Raw genomic sequence first — 18147 nt, 5'->3', positions numbered from 1 at the left:
CTAGGTTTCGCTCGTACCAAATATGACGTCTTCCAACCACGGGTTAGAAAATGCCCGTTGGGGATCCATCCTGTCTCGAAGCTGGGCAAACTCAGGGAGCCTTTCGTATTTTGCCCCGATATGACGCCCGGTGAAGACCTTGCCCCAGTGCGGCAGGGCCGTGAACCGCGATAGTATCTGCTCAATATGCTTGACAGCCGCGTTCACTGCCTCCTGATCGCGAATCCAGGTAAAGTGGATCGATAGGGTGTCGCGGTGATACTGAGGACTGAGCCACAACTCATCCGCTGCGACTGTCCGAAATTCCGCTGCTTGTACCAGATGGGCAAACGTCTCCCGGATTGATAGCAGGGCTTCGATCGCCGCCGCCCCATACTCCTTGGAAACGTGGAATTCGGACTGTATCTCCTCGCCACTGCTGGGCGTGAAGCCCATCTTGAAGTGCGGGAGTCTGTCGGACCATCGCCCGTACTGCCCCAACTGTTCCGTGCAATTTTGCGAATCCAATCCGCTTATGGGATGCCTGTTGACCATCGCGCGCGTTGCGCCATGGATGGCGGCGGGCCATTCATCGGCTGATGCGGTTCTCTTGACCCAAATTGATCCCGCTTGTTGACCCCATTGCGTGAACACGCTGACGCTGTAGCCCGCAGCCATGATCTCATCGAGGTTGGCCAACAGCTTGTCCCAGGCCAATCCTTCGTAGACGGACTGTGCGATCTGAAACTCCGGCTGAACGTCAAGCGTCACGCGCGTAATGACGCCAAGGGCGCCCAGATGCACCACCAGTCCCAAGAAATCGGCATGGCCGCGTGCCACCTTTATAAGGCGGCCATCGCCTGAAACCATCTCGAGTCCCGAAACCGCTGTCGCCAGGTTACCGTTCCGGTTGCCTGAGCCATGCGTTGCCGTGGCAATTGCTCCGGCAATCGAAATGTGGGGCAACGATGCCAGATTGTGAATGGCGAGATGATGCCGATGGAGGAAAAGCGCAAGCTCTCCATAGGTGCAATGACCGCCCATTGAAACCCGTGTTCCATCGCCTTCGATAATGGGGTTGATCGGAAGTTTGCTCAGCGACAGGGCAACTTCGCCATCGGCGATCGCATTGAATGAATGGCCTGATCCCACGGTTTTTATCTTTGGCGATCGCGCCACGATCTCGCAAACCGCCTCCACAGAAGTCGGGTAGAGGCAATCTCGAAAGCCATAGTGAAAGCTTGCCGCCCAATTGGTCATTGGAACGCGCGTCATAAACCAAAACCTCTCCCGGATTTGTATCGCACAGCCATTCCAACGACGTCTTGTCGTTTGCGCCGGTGGGCCGCGTCGTGTCCTCCGCTCGAGTTACGGTGCCGCTGCGATATCGTTTGAAATGATGGCCGAGCACCATTGGGGTGGTGCTCGCCCAGGATCAGATCTTGCCGCCGGCTTCCGGGATAACCTTGGTCAGGCTGCCGGTTGCCGGGAAGAGGGGGATCAGGCAGGCCTGGAGGGCATGGTAGATATCGCCCTTGCCGGGGAAGATGGTGTGCGCAGGAGCCAGGTCTTCGGTGAGTTCCTCGTGCCAACCGCCGTTCCTGTGGTCGATGAAGCAGCGCTCGATGACGTTCCAGATCTTGCGGTAGCTTTCCTCGTGGAAGTCGCTCGGCAGGTGCTCGTTGAGGAAGTGTGCCGCGCCAGCACCTTCGCAAGCCGGCCACCAGAGCTTTTCGCGCTTGGCGGGCGTATCGTGCCAGTCGAGCGTGTAGAAGAAGCCGCCCTTGTCCGCATCCCAGCCGAGCAGCATCGATTGAGCGAAGAGAGCTTTGGCTGCCTCCGGCATCCAGTCGTGCCTCTTGCCGTCGAGCGCCCAGAGCTGCAGCACGAGGCGCGCCCATTCCAGCCAGTGGCCGGGTGTGGTGCCTGAGGGGCGGAACATCTCGTTGCCGCGATAGTTCTTGTCGAGAACCCATTCGAACGTGAAGTGCTCGGCCACGCGCCAATCCACCGAACCGGCAGCGCGGCGGATAACGAGATCGGCAATGCTTTCGGCCTTGTCGAGATAGGCCTTGTCGCCTGTCGCTTCGAAGGCCGCCATCAGTGCTTCCGTCAGGTGCATGTTGGAGTTCTGGCCGCGATAGGTGCCCCCGTCGATCGGCGACCAGTCGGCGTTGAATTCCTCGGCGATCGCGCCGTGGCGCGCTTCCCAGAACCGGGTGTTTAAGACCTCGGTCACGTCGGCGATCATGCCGTCGGCAAGCGGGTGTCCGATGGCCTTCGCCGAGGAACCGGCAAGCAGCACGAAGGCATGGCCATAGCCCTGCTTGGTAGAATCGACCGGGCCATCGCTGTTGAGCGACCAGAAGTAGCCGCCATTCTTGCTATCGCGGTGATGCTTCCAGATATACTGCATGCCGTGATCGACGATGTCGGCAGCACCGGGGCGGCCAAGCAGGGCGCCAATGGCAAAGCAGTGAACGGCGCGGGCTGCAATGTGGATCGGACGGACCTGGCCAGCGGCATCGAGCGGCTTGCCGCTATCGTCGAGATCGAAGAAACCGCCCTCGGGATTGACCGAATTGTGCTGGAAGAAATCGAAAAGGCCGTTTGCCTGTGCGAGAAGCCAATTGCGGTGGTAGGTGCGGGTGGTCCAGTTTCCGAGCGTGGCGTCGCCGATTGCAAATGCCATGATACTCCTCCGATTTCGTGCACAAAGTCCTTGCAACTGCCTATATAGGGGCCGCCCGAGTCTGTCATCTGTCAAGCGCCGCAAAGGCGCCACATGGAGGGCATATATTGACATAAAGATATCTTTATGTGATTTGGTCAATTGGCCTGTAACGACGTCAAGGAGTCCGCCCGTGTTTGATACTCTCTTTGGTCCCGAAGGGGCAAAGCGCGACGGCAGTGAAGTGTTTGCGGCGCTTAAAAAAGCCGCCAGCGAGCGCATCCTCGTTCTTGACGGTGCCATGGGTACGCAGATCCAAGGGCTGGGCTATGATGAAGACCATTTCCGCGGCGACCGCTTCATTGGCTGTGCCTGCCATCAGAAGGGCAACAACGACCTTTTGATCCTGACGCAGCCGGATGCGATCGAAGAGATCCATTATAAGTACGCCAAGGCTGGCGCCGATATCCTCGAGACCAACACGTTCTCCTCGACGCGCATCGCCCAGGCCGACTACGCGATGGAAAGCGAAGTCTATGCGCTCAACAAGGAGGGTGCCGAGATCGTGCGCCGTGCGGCCATCCGTGCCGAGCGCGAAGATGGGCGCCGCCGGTTCGTTGCCGGTGCCATCGGCCCGACGAACCGTACGGCTTCGATCTCGCCCGATGTCAACAATCCGGGCTTCCGTGCCGTCAGCTTCGACGATCTGCGCATCGCTTATGGCGAACAGATCGACGGCCTGATCGACGGTGGCGCCGACATCATCCTGATCGAGACGATCTTCGACACGCTGAACGCCAAGGCTGCGATCTTTGCCTGTGAAGAGCGCTTCGAGGCGAAGGGCATCCGCCTCCCGGTCATGATCTCGGGCACGATAACCGACCTTTCTGGCCGCACGCTATCCGGCCAGACGCCGTCCGCCTTCTGGAACTCGGTGCGTCACGCCAATCCGTTCACGATCGGCCTCAACTGCGCGCTCGGTGCCAACGCCATGCGTCCGCACCTGCAGGAGCTCTCTGGCGCTGCGGATACCTTCATCTGCGCCTATCCGAATGCCGGCCTGCCGAACGAGTTCGGCCAGTATGACGAGACGCCGGAACTGATGGCGGCGCAGATCGAGAGCTTTGCGCGCGAAGGCCTCGTCAACATCGTTGGCGGCTGCTGTGGTTCGACGCCGGAACATATCCAGGCGATTGCCGACGTCGTTGCCAAGTACAAGCCGCGTGAAATCCCCGAGCATCGCCCGTTCATGTCGCTGTCGGGCCTCGAGCCCTTCGAGCTGACCAAGGACATTCCCTTCGTCAACGTTGGCGAGCGTACCAACGTCACGGGTTCTGCAAAGTTCCGCAAGCTGATCACCAATGCCGACTACACGGCAGCGCTCGATGTCGCGCGCGACCAGGTCGAGAACGGCGCGCAGATCATCGACATCAACATGGACGAGGGCCTGATCGATTCCGAAAAGGCGATGATCGAGTTCCTGAACTTGATCGCCGCCGAGCCCGATATCGCCCGCGTGCCTGTGATGATCGACTCGTCGAAGTTCTCGATCATCGAATCCGGCCTGAAGCGCGTTCAGGGCAAACCGATCGTCAACTCGATCTCGCTCAAGGAAGGCGAGGAGAACTTCCTCGCCCAGGCAAAGTTGCTGCATGCTTATGGCGCGGCCGTCGTGGTCATGGCCTTCGATGAGACGGGGCAGGCGGACAGCTACGAGCGCAAGGTCGAGATCTGCACGCGAGCCTACAAGATCCTCACCGAAAAGGCGGGCTTCCCGCCCGAGGACATCATCTTCGACCCGAACGTATTCGCGGTCGCGACCGGCATCGAAGAACACAATAACTACGGCGTCGACTTCATCGAGGCGACGCGCACGATCCGCGAGCGCATGCCGCTGGTGCATATTTCGGGCGGCGTCTCGAACCTGTCCTTCTCGTTCCGCGGCAACGAGCCGGTGCGCGAGGCGATGCATGCCGTGTTCCTCTACCACGCCATCCAGGCGGGGATGGACATGGGTATCGTCAACGCCGGGCAGTTGGCGGTCTACGACAACATCGATCCGCAGTTGCGCGAGGCCTGCGAAGATGTGGTGCTGAACCGCCGTTCGGATGCGACCGAGCGTCTGCTTGAGGTTGCAGAGCGTTTCCGCGGCGCGGGCACCAGGGAAGCGAAGGTGCAGGATCTTACCTGGCGCGAATGGCCGGTCGCGAAGCGCCTTGGGCATGCGCTGGTCAACGGCATCACCGAATATATCGAGGCCGACACCGAGGAAGCCCGTCAGCAGGCCGCGCGACCGCTGCATGTCATCGAAGGCCCACTGATGGCCGGCATGAACGTGGTCGGCGATCTCTTTGGCTCCGGCAAGATGTTCCTGCCGCAGGTCGTCAAGTCTGCCCGCGTGATGAAGCAGGCGGTTGCCGTACTCCTTCCCTACATGGAAGAAGAGAAGCGGCTCAACGGCGGCGACGACAGGAAGGCTGCCGGCAAGATTCTCATGGCCACCGTGAAGGGCGACGTCCACGATATCGGCAAGAACATCGTCGGTGTCGTTCTCGCCTGCAACAATTACGAGATCATCGATCTCGGCGTCATGGTGCCGGCCACGAAGATCCTCGAGACGGCCGTTGCCGAGCAGGTGGATGTCATCGGGCTCTCCGGCCTCATCACGCCGTCGCTCGACGAGATGGTGCATGTCGCCGCTGAAATGGAGCGCCAGGGACTGGATCTGCCGCTGCTGATCGGCGGTGCGACGACGAGTCGTGTCCATACGGCAGTCAAGATCCATCCGGGCTACAGCAAGGGCCAGACGGTCTATGTGACGGATGCCAGCCGTGCGGTCGGCGTTGTGTCATCGCTGCTGTCGCCCGAGAGCCGCGATGGCTATGTGGCCGATATCCGCGCCGAGTATGCCAAAGTGGCGGCTGCCCATGCCCGCAGTGAGGCAGAGAAGGTCCGTCTGCCGCTGGTGCGTGCCCGCGCAAACGCGCACAAGGTCGATTGGACCGCCTACAAGCCGACCAAGCCGAGCTTCCTTGGCACCAAGGTCTTCGACGGGTACGATCTTGCCAAGATCGCCAAGTATATCGACTGGACGCCGTTCTTCCAGACTTGGGAACTGCGCGGCCGGTTCCCGGCGATTCTCGAGGACGAGAAGCAGGGTGAGGCGGCTCGCCAGCTGTGGGCTGATGCGCAGGCGATGCTCAAGAAGATCATCGACGAGAAGTGGTTCCATCCGCGTGCCGTCATCGGCTTCTGGCCGGCGAACGCGGTCGGCGACGATATCCGCCTGTTCAAGGACGACGGCCGCAAGGAAGAGCTTGCCACCTTCTTCACCCTACGCCAGCAGCTTTCGAAGCGCGATGGCCGGCCAAATGTCGCGCTGTCGGACTTCGTTGCTCCGGTCGAAAGCGGCGTTCAGGATTATGTCGGCGGATTCGTCGTCACGGCTGGTATCGAGGAAGTCGCAATTGCGGAACGTTTCGAGCGCGCCAATGACGACTATTCGTCAATTCTCGTGAAGGCGCTGGCTGACCGTTTTGCCGAAGCCTTTGCCGAACGCATGCACGAGCAGGTTCGTCGTGAGTACTGGGGCTATGCGCAGGATGAGCATCTCTCCAACCAGCAGCTCATCACCGAGGAATATGCCGGTATCCGCCCGGCGCCGGGCTATCCGGCGCAGCCCGACCACACCGAGAAGAAGACACTGTTCGGCTTGCTCGATGCCGAGAATGCAGCCGGTGTGACGCTGACCGAGAGCTATGCGATGTGGCCAGGTTCATCCGTCTCCGGCATCTATATCGGCCATCCCGAGTCGTACTACTTCGGCGTCGCCAAGGTGGAGCGGGACCAGGTCGAGGATTATGCCGTTCGCAAGGGCATGGATGTTACTGACGTCGAGCGCTGGCTCGGACCGGTTCTCAACTACGTGCCGCGCAAGCGCGATGAGGAGATTGATGACGCGGCCTGATCGGCTGCGTCTTCACTGTTTGATTCAAAGAGCAGATAGATTGAATCAGGTTTCGGCTGCAACGCACTGAATCTGAACGGAAAGTCGCCTCATGTGTCGGGCGCCAACTCGACGAGCAGCGCCGTGGTGTCGTCGCTCTGTTTGAAACGCGGATAGCGGAGCCCTTCCGGATCGACCTCGCGTTCGAATCGTCTGAGTTCGTCCAGCATGGGCCGCAGACCCCTCTCGCGTGCGGTACGCACGAGGCTTGCCAAATCGTAGGCTGCGTAAAGCACCACCAGATCCGAAAATCCGTCGCTGCAGACGATGGCGTGTGCCTCGCCTTTGATATCCAGCGGCTCGGAAACCAGATGATCGGCCGCCTCCGGCACAAGGCCAAGGGTCCACACGCCGCTTTCCGGCGTATTCTGGCGCTCGCGGTGCTGACGCAGCAAGGCGAGCGTTTCGGAATTGCCGAGTGCGCCACCTTCCTTCGTAATGCCGCCTGTGCGGGCAATGTGCTTTCGCGCCTGGCCCTGCTCATACTCATAGGCACCGGGGATCGCCATGTGCATCGCGGCTGAGCCGTCTTCCCGCAGCAGAAAGAGGCAGGCGTCGCCGAGGCCGACGAAGTGGAATCCACCGCGTGTTTGACGCAGCATGGCAAAGGCGGTCAGCGGCCAGGCGTAGCGCGGAACATTCTCGTTGCGGCGTAGAAATTCCGTGCGGGCTGCCAGTGATAGGCTGCGCGCAACCTCCGAGACGCCGGTGTCGCGGGTGATTTGATCTTGAAAGCCGCGGGCGAAATGCCCGGCGATCCAGGCGGCGTCGCTGCCTGCCTCATCCATATACTGGCGATCACCGAGGCCCGTCGCGCCGTCGATGACGAAGGCGCAGGCCTGGTTATGGCCGAAGCTGTCGTCGTTCGGCTTTGCGGGATTTCCGGGATCGGAGACGGTGTCGAGGATCTTGATGCGAGATGTCATGGGTGCATTCAATAGACGCGCTTTGCCGTCCATTCAATGCGACCAGGCATCACGGCGCACCGATCGTCAGTTCGGCGACAAAATCATAGGCGTCGCCGCGGTAGAGCGAGCGGGTGAACTCGACCGCACGTCCCGAGCCAAGATAGGAGATACGCTCGATCGACAGTCCGGCAGCGCCGACGGGAACGCCGAGCAGGTGGGCGTCGGCCTCCTTCATGTTGGTCGCCGAAATCCTCTGTACGGCGCGTACCGGGCGTACCTGGCGACGCTCGAGCTCGGCATAGAGCGACGTCGTCACAACGAAAGGATCCGGAAGGAATTCGCCGGAGACGCTGGCGTTTTCGATTGCCAGTGGCTGGTCGTCGGCAATGCGCAGACGGCTAAGGCGCGAGACCCTGACGTCGATAGCGAGGCCGAGGATCATCATTTCATCGGGTGAGGGGGTGTGGATGCCCTTGTGGAGCCATTCGGAGCGCGAGGTCATGCCGCGTCGGGCCATGTCCTCGGTGAAGGAGGTCAGCTGCGAGAGGCGCTGCTCGACCTTCGATACCGGTTTCGTCACGAAGGTCCCGGAGCCGTGGCGGCGGACAAGCAAGCCGTCTGCAACGAGCTCATCGATCGCCTTGCGCACCGTGACGCGGCTTACCGTCGCGAATCCGGCGATGTCGCGCTCGGGCGGCAAGGCGTCGCCATGGCTGAGCGTACCGGTGCGGATCGCATCTTCCAGCGTGCGCCGCAGTTTGACGTAGAGCGGGCCGGTGCCGCCAGCCTGGAGGCGCTCGGGGGAAAGGAGGCTTGCAAAATCGTCCGTCATGCCGCGCCTCTTCCTTCTTCCCGCAGAAATTTTACCGCGAGCTCGATGGCACCGTGCAGCACGTCCCCCTTCGGTTCGCGCAGCAGGGCGGTGTGACGCTCTGCAAGCCACGGACGATAAGCCTTCGCCAGGCCGCCGAGCAGGCAGATGGCCTGGCATTCCGGCCAGAGCAGTGCATCCAGGCTCTCGCCGATCGAGACTGCCGCGTTCTGCACGATCGCCGTCGCAACCGGATCGCCTCTGGCGGCAGCCTCAAAGACGACGGGTGCATAGCGCGCGAAGTCATTGGGACGGGACACATGGGCAAACTCGACGACGCGCTCCGGATCGTCGCCATACTCGGCCATCACCGTCTGGGTGACTGGCGAGGAGGGGCGCACACCGTCATGGGCAAGCAGAGACTGCTCCAGCAGATCGCGACCGAGGCGGGCGCCACTTGCCTGGTCGCCGACAACGAACCCCCAGCCGCCGATGCCGTAGAGCTTTCCTTTGCGGCGCGCATTGTAGACGGAGCCGGTCCCGAACGCGCCGATCACGCCGTCGCAATCGCCCAACGCTCCTTGGAGAGCGGTCGTCGCATCAGTGACAACGCGACGTCTGGCAAACGGCAGGGCGCGCTCGATGCGCTCCGCATAATCGCCCACATTCGCGCCGGCGACGCCGACGACCGCCGCGACGCTGGAAACGGCTTCAGGCGAAAGGCCTGCGTCGCTCAATGCGTTTCTGGCCGACGCAACGATGTTGAGCAGCGAGTTGTCGAGGTCGGACAGGATGTTCGACGGGCCGGCCGTGCCACGGCCCAGGATGCGTCCCGTCGTATCCGTGACTGCGGCGCGGCAGCTAGAACCGCCGCCATCAATGCCGATCGCAAGTTCTGTCATTGAACCACCAAAATCCGCTTGCCCCCCTTGTTTTCATTACAATACCAAAAAAATACCATTTACCAAGTGCAAAGCGCTGCAAAATTTCATCTTTTTATCTATTTGATTTTACACAATAAAAATTTTAACGCGACTTTTCTGTCGCTCAGATGTTAAAATTGGCTGGACAATTGGTATTTTTTTGGACTTAATTCCATCAAAGGGAACAGCGCATCGGGCAGCAACAAACCGGCAGGACAGAGATAAGCCGGGCCACTCGATGAAACGTGGATCCGGCCGTGGCGGCTTTGTCGCTCTCCAGCCGTTTCTCGCCATCGGCTTTCCCTTTCATGGCTGTGCCGGATCGGTTTCTTGTTCGGGTACGCGGTCTGGTCGACGGGTGTTGCACCTGTCGAACCGATTTGAGCTTTCGGGCCGGCAGTTGCTGACGGTCCCAAGGGGCGTTGGGTGCCATCTCATGCACGCAACCGCTCGTTTCAGGTCAAGAACAGCGCCTCATCGGCGCTCAAAACAGGAGAGGGAAATGAAGAACACTGCACTGAAAGGCTTCCTGCTGGCCTCCAGCCTGCTGACATCCGTGGGCTTTGCTCATGCCGCCGACGTCACGCTGACGATTGAAAGTTGGCGTAACGACGACCTGCAGATCTGGCAGGAGAAGATCATCCCGGCCTTCGAAGCCAAGAACCCGGGCATCAAGCTCGTTTTCTCGCCGACGGCGCCGACCGAATACAACGCCTCGCTGAACGCCAAGCTCGATGCTGGTTCCGCCGGCGACATCATCACCTGCCGGCCGTTCGACCCCTCGCTCGGACTCTTCGACAAGAAGCAACTCACCGATCTGACGAGCCTGCCGGGCATGGAGAACTTCTCGCCCGTCGCCAAGGCCGCCTGGACAACTGATGACGGCAAGACCACCTTCTGCGTGCCGATGGCCTCGGTCATCCATGGCTTCATCTACAACAAGGATGCCTTCGACAAGCTCGGCATCTCTATTCCAAAGACCGAGGAAGAGTTCTTCGCCGCGCTCGACAAGATCAAGGCCGACGGTACGTACATTCCGCTCGCCATGGGCACGAAGGACCTCTGGGAAGCCGCAACCATGGGCTACCAGAATATCGGCCCGAATTACTGGAAGGGCGAGGACGGCCGCCTGGCGCTGATTTCCGGCAAGCAGAAGCTGACGGACGCCGACTGGGTCAAGCCGTACGAAGAGCTTGCAAAGTGGAAGCCATACCTCGGCGACGGCTTTGAAGCGCAGACCTACTCGGACAGCCAGAACCTCTTCACGCTCGGCCGTGCCGCCATCTACCCGGCCGGCTCGTGGGAAATCTCGCTGTTCAACAGCCAGGCTCAGTTCAAGATGGGCGCCTTCCCGCCGCCGGTTCCGAAGGCTGGTGACACCGGCTACATCTCCGATCATCCGGATATCGGCGTTGCCCTGAATGCCAAGAGCACGCATGCCGAAGAAGCCAAGAAGTTCCTGAGCTGGGTTGCCTCAAGCGAATTCGCCGACATCTACGCGAACTCGCTGCCGGGCTTCTTCAGCCTGAACTCCAATCCAGTGAAGATGACCGATCCGCTCGCTCAGGAATTCGTTTCCTGGCGTGGCCCATACAAGTCGACCATCCGTTCGACCTACCAGATCCTGTCGCGCGGCACGCCGAACCTCGAAAACGAGACCTGGGTTGAATCGGCAAACGTCGTCAACGGCACCGACACGCCGCAGGTTGCTGCCGAGAAGCTCCAGAAGGGCCTCGACGGCTGGTTCAAGCCGGGCAAGTGACAGAAATGCGAGGGACGGCCTCGGTCGTCCCTCATTCCGGCTCCAAGCCAATTTCGTGTCCGCTTTTTCTCTCCCCGCCGCCTTCGAAACCCGAAGGGACGGGGAGACGATGAGAGGAAGGGCGTTCTGCCCGCTGTGTCAGATGCGCTGGACCACCGGTGCAGCCAAGAAAAACAGGCAAAAGCCATGAGCGTAGCCGAATCCGCTATCGATGTCGTTCCCATCAGGCGCCCCGTGCGTTGGCACATCGGCGTCTTTCTCTTTCCGGCATTCGTCGTCTACTCGGCGATCATGGTCCTGCCGCTGATCGAAACGCTCAGGCTTTCGTTCTATAACACCGTCGATGGCGCCCCTGCCTTCGTCGGGCTCGCGAACTACAAAGTGTTGCTCGGCGATGCGCGCTGGGCGCACGATTTCTGGAACGCACTGGTCAACAACTTCATTTTCTTCGTCATCCATATGTGCGTGCAGAATCCGATCGGTATCGCGCTGGCGGCGCTGCTGTCGACACCGCGACTGCGGTTTGTCGCCTTCTACCGCACCGCCATCTTCCTGCCGACGCTGCTCTCCTTCGTGATCGTCGGTTTCATCTGGAAGCTCATCCTGTCGCCGATCTGGGGGGTTGCGCCGTGGCTGATGAGCCTCGTTGGCATGAAGTCGTTCTTTGCCCCCTGGCTCGGGCAGTCCGGGCCGGCGCTCAGCGCCGTGTCGCTGATCTCCAACTGGCAATATATCGGCATTCCGATGATGCTGATCTACGCTGCGCTACTCAGCATCCCGGAGGAGGTGATCGAGGCCGCCGAGTGCGACGGCATCACCGGCTGGGCGCAGTTCTGGAAGATCAAGCTACCCTTGATCCTCCCCGCGATCGGTATCATTTCGATCCTGACTTTCGTCGGCAATTTCAATGCGTTCGACCTGATTTATACAGTGCAGGGTGCGCTTGCCGGGCCTGACATGTCGACGGACATTCTGGGTACGCTGCTCTACCGCACTTTCTTCGGCTTCCAGCTGCAGCTCGGCGACCGCTCGATGGGCGCCACGATCGCGACGGTCATGTTCCTGATCATCCTCGCCGGCGTGTCGTTCTATCTTTTTGCCATCCAGCGGCGCATGCGCCGGTACCAGTTCTGAGGAGCGTGTCATGTCCAACAGAGCGCGCACATCCCCCATCCGCACCGGCCTCGTTCACCTGGCACTCATCGGCTACACGTTGGTTGCCATTTTCCCGGTGTTTCTGACGATCATCAACTCGTTCAAGGACCGCAACGCAATCTTCCGTTCGCCGATGCAGGTCCCGACACCCTCGACCTTCAGCCTTGTCGGCTATCAGACCGTGCTGGGGCAGGGGGACTTCGCCACCTATTTCCAGAACAGCTTCATCGTCACGGTCGTTTCGATCTTCTTCGTGCTCTTGTTCGGCGCGATGGCCGCCTTTGCGCTCTCGGAGTACAAGTTCAAGGGCAACACGCTGACCGGTCTCTACATGGCGATCGGCATCATGATCCCGATTCGCCTCGGCACGGTCGCCATCCTGCAGGGGATGGTGGCAGCGGGCCTCGTCAACACGCTGACAGCGCTGATCCTCGTCTATACGGCTCAGGGCATTCCGCTTGCGATCTTCATCCTGTCGGAATTCATGCGCACTGTTTCCGATGACCTGAAGAACGCCGGTCGCATCGATGGGCTGTCGGAGTATTCGATCTTCTTCCGGCTCGTGCTGCCGTTGGTGCGCCCGGCCATGGCGACGGTTGCCGTCTTCACGATGATCCCGATCTGGAACGATCTCTGGTTCCCGCTGATCCTGGCGCCATCCGAAGCAACGAAGACCGTTACTCTCGGCTCGCAGATCTTCATCGGGCAGTTCGTGACCAATTGGAACGCCGTGCTTGCCGCGCTGTCGCTGGCGATCCTGCCGATCCTCGTCCTCTATGTCATCTTCTCGCGGCAGTTGATCCGCGGCATCACCTCGGGAGCGGTCAAGTGAGTGCGTCCGCCAAGCCAATCCGCGTTCTGGTCGCCGGCCTCGGCAACATGGGACGCAGCCATGCGCTGGCCTATCACAACAATCCCGGCTTCGAGATTGTCGGGTTGGTCAATCGCTCGAGGCCTGATCTGCCGGAGCAACTGCGGGGCCACAAGATCCATTCGGATTTCGAGGCGGCGCTTGCTGAGCTGAAGCCCGATCTCTGCGCCGTCTGCACCTATTCGGACACTCACGCCGACTATGCCGTCGCGGCTTTTGAAGCCGGTTGCGACGTCTTCGTCGAGAAGCCTCTGGCGACAACGGTTGCCGATGCGGAGCGCGTCGTGGCGGCGGCAAAGAAAGCCGGGAGGAAGCTGGTGATCGGCTATATCCTTCGCCACCACCCGTCCTGGATGCGGCTGATCGAGGAGGCGCGCAAGCTCGGCGGGCCGTATGTCTTCCGCATGAATCTCAATCAGCAGTCCAGCGGTCCGACCTGGGAGACCCATAAGGCGTTGATGCAGACGACGTCGCCGATCGTTGATTGCGGCGTGCACTATGTGGACGTCATGTGCCAGATCACCGACGCCAAGCCGCTCGAAGTGCGCGCCATGGGACTGCGCCTTTCGGACGAAATCGCGCCCGATATGTACAATTACGGCCAGCTTCAGGTGCTTTTCGAGGATGGTTCCGTTGGCTGGTACGAGGCTGGCTGGGGCCCCATGATCTCGGAAACGGCGTTCTTCGTGAAGGACATCATGTCGCCGAAGGGGTCCGTCTCGATCGTCATGGACCCTCACGCCAAGTCTGATGACATCGACGCTCACACCAAGACCTCGGTCATTCGTCTGCACACGGCGAAGACGGGACCCGACGGTAAGTTCATCAGGCCGGACCAGGACATGACGATGGCGGGAGAACCTGGCCATCAGGAACTCTGCGACCGCGAGCAGGCCTTCATGCTGAAGGCTATTCGCGAGGACATCGACCTTAACCGTCACATGGCAGACGCCGTCGCTTCGTTACGCATCTGCCTCGCCGCCGACGAAAGCGTGCGTACCGGCCAAACCGTCAAGCTCTAAGAGCCGGTCAAACTGTAAGGAATACGACTAGTGGGATCGCTTCAACTCAAATCCATCCGCAAGACCTACGGCATCCACGAAGTGCTGAAAGGTATAGACCTGGAGGTCAAGGACGGCGAGTTCGTCATTTTCGTCGGGCCTTCGGGCTGCGGGAAATCGACGCTTCTGCGCAGCATTGCGGGGTTGGAGGATGTCACCTCGGGCGCCGTCCTCATCAACGGCAAGGATGAGACGCTGACACCTCCCGCCAAGCGCGGCATCGCCATGGTGTTCCAGTCCTACGCGCTCTATCCGCACCTGACGGTCAAGGACAACATGGGCCTCGGCCTCAAGCAGGCCGGCACGCAAAAGGACGAGATCGACAAGCGGGTGACCAAGGCATCCTCGATGCTGTCGCTGGAACCCTACCTGACGCGGCGCCCGGCAGAGCTTTCCGGGGGGCAGCGCCAGCGTGTCGCTATTGGCCGTGCGATCGTGCGCGAGCCGGCGCTCTTTCTCTTCGACGAGCCGCTGTCAAACCTCGATGCTGCGCTTCGTGTTCAGACCCGTCTTGAGATCGCCCGTCTTCACCGCAGCCTCAAGGCGACGATGATTTACGTCACCCACGACCAGGTCGAGGCGATGACGCTTGCCGACAAGATCGTGGTGTTGAATGCCGGTGCGATCGAGCAAGTCGGCTCACCGATGGAGCTCTACAATCGCCCCGCAAACGTCTTCGTCGCGGGCTTCATCGGTTCGCCGATGATGAACCTCATTCCGGGCGACAAGGTCGCCGATGCCGGCGCAAAGACCGTCGGCGTCCGCCCGGAGCATCTGACCCTTTCGCGCGAGCAGGGCACTTGGCGGGCGAAAGTCGTCCACGTCGAGCATCTCGGGGCGGATACCATCATCTATCTGGAATCCGAGCAGTGTGGTCTTATCACTGCGCGCCTTTTCGGCGAGCACAAGTACGAGCCCGACGAGATCGTCTATGCGACGCCGGATACGGCCCACATGCATCGCTTCGATGCAAATGACCAGGCAATCCGCTAGACGCCCGCCACAAAACAAAAGCCCCGCCATTGTGAACCGTCCAACTTTACGGGGTCAGTTCACTTTTGCGGGGCTTCCATTTCTACCGATCAGCCAAGCACGGCCCGCATGAAACTGCGCTCGTAGCTGATGATGCTGCGGTTACGCTTATCAAGGTCGAACGCGGCCTGGCATTCCAGATCACTTGCCATGCGGGTGCGGTAGTCCTCGTAAGCCGCGAGGCTCGGGAAGGAAAACAGCGCAATGGCAATGTTGTTGGCGCCCTCGGATGGTAGGAAATAGCCGTGATGTGTGCCGCCCATCCGATTGACGATCGGGATCCAGAGGCGCGCATACTGCTCGAATTCGACGATCTTGTATGGGTCGATTGTATAACGCAAATAGCAAGTGATCATTGAGAATCTCGTCTTGGGGAAAACGCCGCGCGGGTTAGCCGCGCGGCCGAAGGCTTGTATTTAAGCTAGGCGGCAAGGCGATCCGTTAGCTCTTCGAAACCGACCTCGGATTCTATGCTGTCGCCTTTGGCAATCAGATAGAGGCCGAGGACGAATGCCAATACTGCGATGAAGAGAAGGTAGTAGGCATGCGCCATCGGGTTCAGCGGCAGCAGCGACGCCACTGCCAGAGGCGTCAGGCCGCCGAAGATGGCGTAGGAGACGTTGTAGGAGAAGGAGAGGCCGCTGAAGCGGACACGAGCCGGGAAGGCGCGGACCATAACGTAAGGCACGGCGCCCACCATGCCGACCGAGAGTCCCATGATCGCGTAGAGTACGAAGAGGACGGTCAGTGAAACGGCCGCGTAGGTATAGAAGGCGAAGGTCGCTGCGCCGAAGAAGATGCTCGAGACAACGAAGAAACGGCCTGAGCCAACCCGGTCGACGATCGCGCCGGCGGCGGCGGTGCCGAAGATCAGGAAGAGGGTGCCGAAGCTGGTGGCTGCAAGCGATTGCTGCGCAGTGTAGCCGTAAAGTTTCTGCAGGAAGGTGGCCGTCATGAGCGTCGTCACGACGATGCCGGCCGACAGGATCCAGGTCAGCAGCATCGAGATGATCACGCCGCGCGGGTGGTCGCGCAGCACCGCCTTCAACGGCAACTCGGGAGCGAGCGAGCGGGCCTGTTTCATCTCCGAGAAGACAGGAGTTTCCTGCAGCCAGCGGCGCAGATAGACGGCAACGAGGCCGAAGATGCCGCCGAGGAAGAATGGGATGCGCCAGGCATAGGCTTCGACGTCCGCCGGCGTGAAGACGGAGTTGATGATCGTTGCGATGAATGATCCGAGCAGGATGCCGAGCGTCAGGCCGGAGCAGAGGAAGCCGCAGGCAAAGCCGACGCGACGGAAGGGGACGTGCTCCGCCACGAAGGTCCAGGCGCCAGGCACTTCGCCGCCGATTGCCGCACCCTGCAGGATGCGCATGAGCACCAAAAGGATCGGAGCGGCAACTCCGATCGTGGCATAGGTCGGCATCGCAGCCATGCCGAGCGTCGAAAGCGCCATCAGCAGGATCGAGAAGGCGAAGACACGCTTGCGGCCGAAAAGATCGCCGAAATGCGCCAGGATGATGCCGCCGAGTGGGCGCACGAGGTAGCCGGCGGCAAAGATCCCGAAGGTCTGGATCGTCACGAGCCATTCCGGCATGTCGGCCGGAAAGAACAGCTTGCCGATGACCGCCGCGAAGAAGACGAAGATGATGAAGTCGTAGAACTCAAGCGCACCTCCGAGGGCCGAGAGGCCTAGTGTGCGGAAGTCCTGCAAAGTGAGGCGGCGGGGCGCTGCGGCGGTCGTGGTGGGGGACATGATGCTGATTTTGCCTAACGAAAACGTTTCAGCCGTCGTTGCGCATCAAGGTCGCCATTTCAAGCAATTTCCGGCGCCGCGCAATTCAGCGCCGGAAATGCCGAAGCGGGTGTGGCAAAGCCGCAAAGGGAGCGCTGTGGCGGTCAGTCGTGGATGACGAGGAGGTCAGCCGCCATGAAGCGGAGCGTGACGGTCTCGCCGGCGGCCGGCGGGGTCACGCCGGGGCTGTTGAACATGTCGAATGAAATGACGTTGCCGCCAACGTTCATACGCGTGCGGATGACCGAGCCAAGGAAGTGGGCCGATACGACCTGCCCCGTCAGTTTCGTGTCGCTTGGCGTGCCTTCGGTCAGCGATCCGGCTTCCGGACGCAGCGCCAGCGAGACCGTATCGCCCGCTTTGAAGGCGGCAACCGATTGCTTCAGCGTCACGCCCTGGTCGCCGATCTGGATACGGTTGGCAGCGGGATCGACGACCTTCGCTTCGATCATGTTGAGTGTGCCGACGAAGGAGGCGACGAAGCGGGTCGCCGGTGTGTTGTAGATTTCGAACGGCGTGCCGATCTGATCGGCGCGGCCGGCGTTCATCACGACGATGCGGTCGGAGATTGAAAGGGCTTCTTCCTGGTCGTGCGTCACGAAGACGGTGGTGATACCGAGCTTCTGCTGGATCGCGCGGATTTCCTCTCGCAGCGACACGCGGATTTTGGCGTCGAGGGCAGACAGCGGCTCATCGAGCAGCAGTACCTGCGGGCGTACCGCAAGCGCACGGGCAAGCGCCACGCGCTGCTGCTGGCCGCCGGAGAGCTGATAGGGATAGCGGTCGGCAAGGTGGTCGAGCTTGATCAGCGTAAGCATTTCCTTGACGCGCTGATCGATTTCGGTCGGCTGCGCACCGGCAACCTTCAGGCCAAAGGCGACGTTGTCGTGAACGGTCATGTTGGGAAATAGCGCATAAGCCTGGAAAACCATGCCGATATTGCGCTTGTTGGGCTTCAGGCTGTTCTGCTCCTTGCCGCCGATGGCGATGCGACCGGCGGAAGGCGTTTCGAAGCCGGCGATCATGCGCAGGACGGTCGTCTTGCCGCAGCCTGAGGGGCCAAGGAAGGAAATGAATTCACCCTTCTCGATCTGCATGTTGAAGTCATGCACGACCTGCGTGTTGCCGAAGGATTTCTTGAGGTTTGCGAGTTCGAGAAAAGCCATGAAACCA

At 60.7% G+C, this 18147-nt stretch carries 15 protein-coding genes; 7 read left to right on the top strand and 8 right to left on the bottom strand.

What is annotated here, in order from left to right; genetic code table 11:
• Both ACSQ9D_RS11595 and ACSQ9D_RS11590 read right to left on the bottom strand, forming a co-directional pair.
• A complete protein-coding gene (locus ACSQ9D_RS11595) occupies nucleotides 1-1239 on the bottom strand; it encodes a D-arabinono-1,4-lactone oxidase (protein WP_436283820.1) in 1239 nt (412 codons plus the stop codon).
• A gap of 175 nt (nucleotides 1240-1414) precedes the next feature.
• Nucleotides 1415-2671: an AGE family epimerase/isomerase gene (locus tag ACSQ9D_RS11590; protein ID WP_436282354.1), complete on the bottom strand. Its 1257-nt coding sequence runs from the start codon at nucleotides 2669-2671 to the stop codon at nucleotides 1415-1417.
• A 172-nt stretch (nucleotides 2672-2843) separates the two neighbouring features.
• Here ACSQ9D_RS11590 and metH point away from each other — a divergent pair, with 172 nt between their 5' ends.
• Entirely contained in the window at nucleotides 2844-6617 is a 3774-nt protein-coding gene (gene metH / locus ACSQ9D_RS11585; protein WP_436282353.1) for a methionine synthase, read from the top strand.
• A gap of 89 nt (nucleotides 6618-6706) precedes the next feature.
• Here the strand turns inward: metH and ACSQ9D_RS11580 are convergent, their stop codons facing one another.
• The 3 genes from ACSQ9D_RS11580 to ACSQ9D_RS11570 are packed head-to-tail and all read right to left on the bottom strand — an operon-like array spanning nucleotide 6707 to nucleotide 9277.
• Nucleotides 6707-7582: a hypothetical protein gene (locus ACSQ9D_RS11580; protein WP_436282352.1), complete on the bottom strand. Its 876-nt coding sequence runs from the start codon at nucleotides 7580-7582 to the stop codon at nucleotides 6707-6709.
• 49 nt (nucleotides 7583-7631) lie between these two features.
• Nucleotides 7632-8396 carry a GntR family transcriptional regulator gene (locus ACSQ9D_RS11575; RefSeq protein ID WP_436282351.1) on the bottom strand — a complete coding sequence of 255 codons (765 nt, stop codon included), beginning with the start codon at nucleotides 8394-8396 and terminating at the stop codon, nucleotides 7632-7634.
• Nucleotides 8393-9277: a BadF/BadG/BcrA/BcrD ATPase family protein gene (locus tag ACSQ9D_RS11570; RefSeq protein WP_436282350.1), complete on the bottom strand. Its 885-nt coding sequence runs from the start codon at nucleotides 9275-9277 to the stop codon at nucleotides 8393-8395. Before ACSQ9D_RS11570 ends, ACSQ9D_RS11575 begins: the two co-directional genes overlap by 4 nt.
• A gap of 523 nt (nucleotides 9278-9800) precedes the next feature.
• Between ACSQ9D_RS11570 and ACSQ9D_RS11565 the strand changes: the two genes are divergently transcribed.
• The 5 genes from ACSQ9D_RS11565 (at nucleotide 9801) to ACSQ9D_RS11545 (ending at nucleotide 15140) form a co-directional block, all read left to right on the top strand.
• Complete coding sequence (locus ACSQ9D_RS11565; protein WP_037119827.1) at nucleotides 9801-11060, top strand: ABC transporter substrate-binding protein; 1260 nt, start codon at nucleotides 9801-9803, stop codon at nucleotides 11058-11060.
• 186 nt (nucleotides 11061-11246) lie between these two features.
• Nucleotides 11247-12194, top strand: a complete 948-nt coding sequence (locus tag ACSQ9D_RS11560; RefSeq protein WP_436282349.1) for a carbohydrate ABC transporter permease — start codon at nucleotides 11247-11249, stop codon at nucleotides 12192-12194.
• Nucleotides 12195-12204: 10 nt separating this feature from the next.
• Nucleotides 12205-13047 carry a carbohydrate ABC transporter permease gene (locus ACSQ9D_RS11555; protein ID WP_016554567.1) on the top strand — a complete coding sequence of 281 codons (843 nt, stop codon included), beginning with the start codon at nucleotides 12205-12207 and terminating at the stop codon, nucleotides 13045-13047.
• On the top strand, nucleotides 13044-14108 hold the full coding sequence (locus ACSQ9D_RS11550; RefSeq protein WP_436282348.1) for a Gfo/Idh/MocA family protein: 1065 nt from the start codon (nucleotides 13044-13046) through the stop codon (nucleotides 14106-14108). The genes ACSQ9D_RS11555 and ACSQ9D_RS11550 overlap by 4 nt, the downstream gene beginning before the upstream one ends.
• A 30-nt stretch (nucleotides 14109-14138) precedes the next feature.
• Nucleotides 14139-15140, top strand: coding sequence for an ABC transporter ATP-binding protein (locus ACSQ9D_RS11545; RefSeq protein ID WP_436282347.1), 1002 nt, complete (start codon nucleotides 14139-14141; stop codon nucleotides 15138-15140).
• An 89-nt stretch (nucleotides 15141-15229) separates the two neighbouring features.
• Here the strand turns inward: ACSQ9D_RS11545 and ACSQ9D_RS11540 are convergent, their stop codons facing one another.
• Together ACSQ9D_RS11540 and ACSQ9D_RS11535 are read right to left on the bottom strand one after the other, a co-directional pair.
• A complete protein-coding gene (locus ACSQ9D_RS11540) occupies nucleotides 15230-15535 on the bottom strand; it encodes an NIPSNAP family protein (protein WP_436282346.1) in 306 nt (101 codons plus the stop codon).
• Nucleotides 15536-15600: 65 nt separating this feature from the next.
• Nucleotides 15601-16935, bottom strand: a complete 1335-nt coding sequence (locus tag ACSQ9D_RS11535) for an MFS transporter (protein WP_436282345.1) — start codon at nucleotides 16933-16935, stop codon at nucleotides 15601-15603.
• On the opposite strand from ACSQ9D_RS11535, the gene ACSQ9D_RS11530 reads away from it, so the two are divergent.
• Nucleotides 16934-17092, top strand: a complete 159-nt coding sequence (locus tag ACSQ9D_RS11530) for a hypothetical protein (protein ID WP_436282344.1) — start codon at nucleotides 16934-16936, stop codon at nucleotides 17090-17092. The two genes, ACSQ9D_RS11535 and ACSQ9D_RS11530, sit on opposite strands and share 2 nt — an antisense overlap.
• Here the strand turns inward: ACSQ9D_RS11530 and ACSQ9D_RS11525 are convergent.
• On the bottom strand, nucleotides 17079-18140 hold the full coding sequence (locus ACSQ9D_RS11525) for an ABC transporter ATP-binding protein (protein ID WP_436282343.1): 1062 nt from the start codon (nucleotides 18138-18140) through the stop codon (nucleotides 17079-17081). The two genes, ACSQ9D_RS11530 and ACSQ9D_RS11525, sit on opposite strands and share 14 nt — an antisense overlap.
• Between the last annotated feature and the right edge of the window lie 7 nt (nucleotides 18141-18147).

It is taken from the genome of Rhizobium sp. LjRoot258 (assembly GCF_964254185.1).
GTDB lineage: Bacteria > Pseudomonadota > Alphaproteobacteria > Rhizobiales > Rhizobiaceae > Rhizobium.
This window is presented reverse-complemented; position numbering and strand designations above follow the sequence as displayed.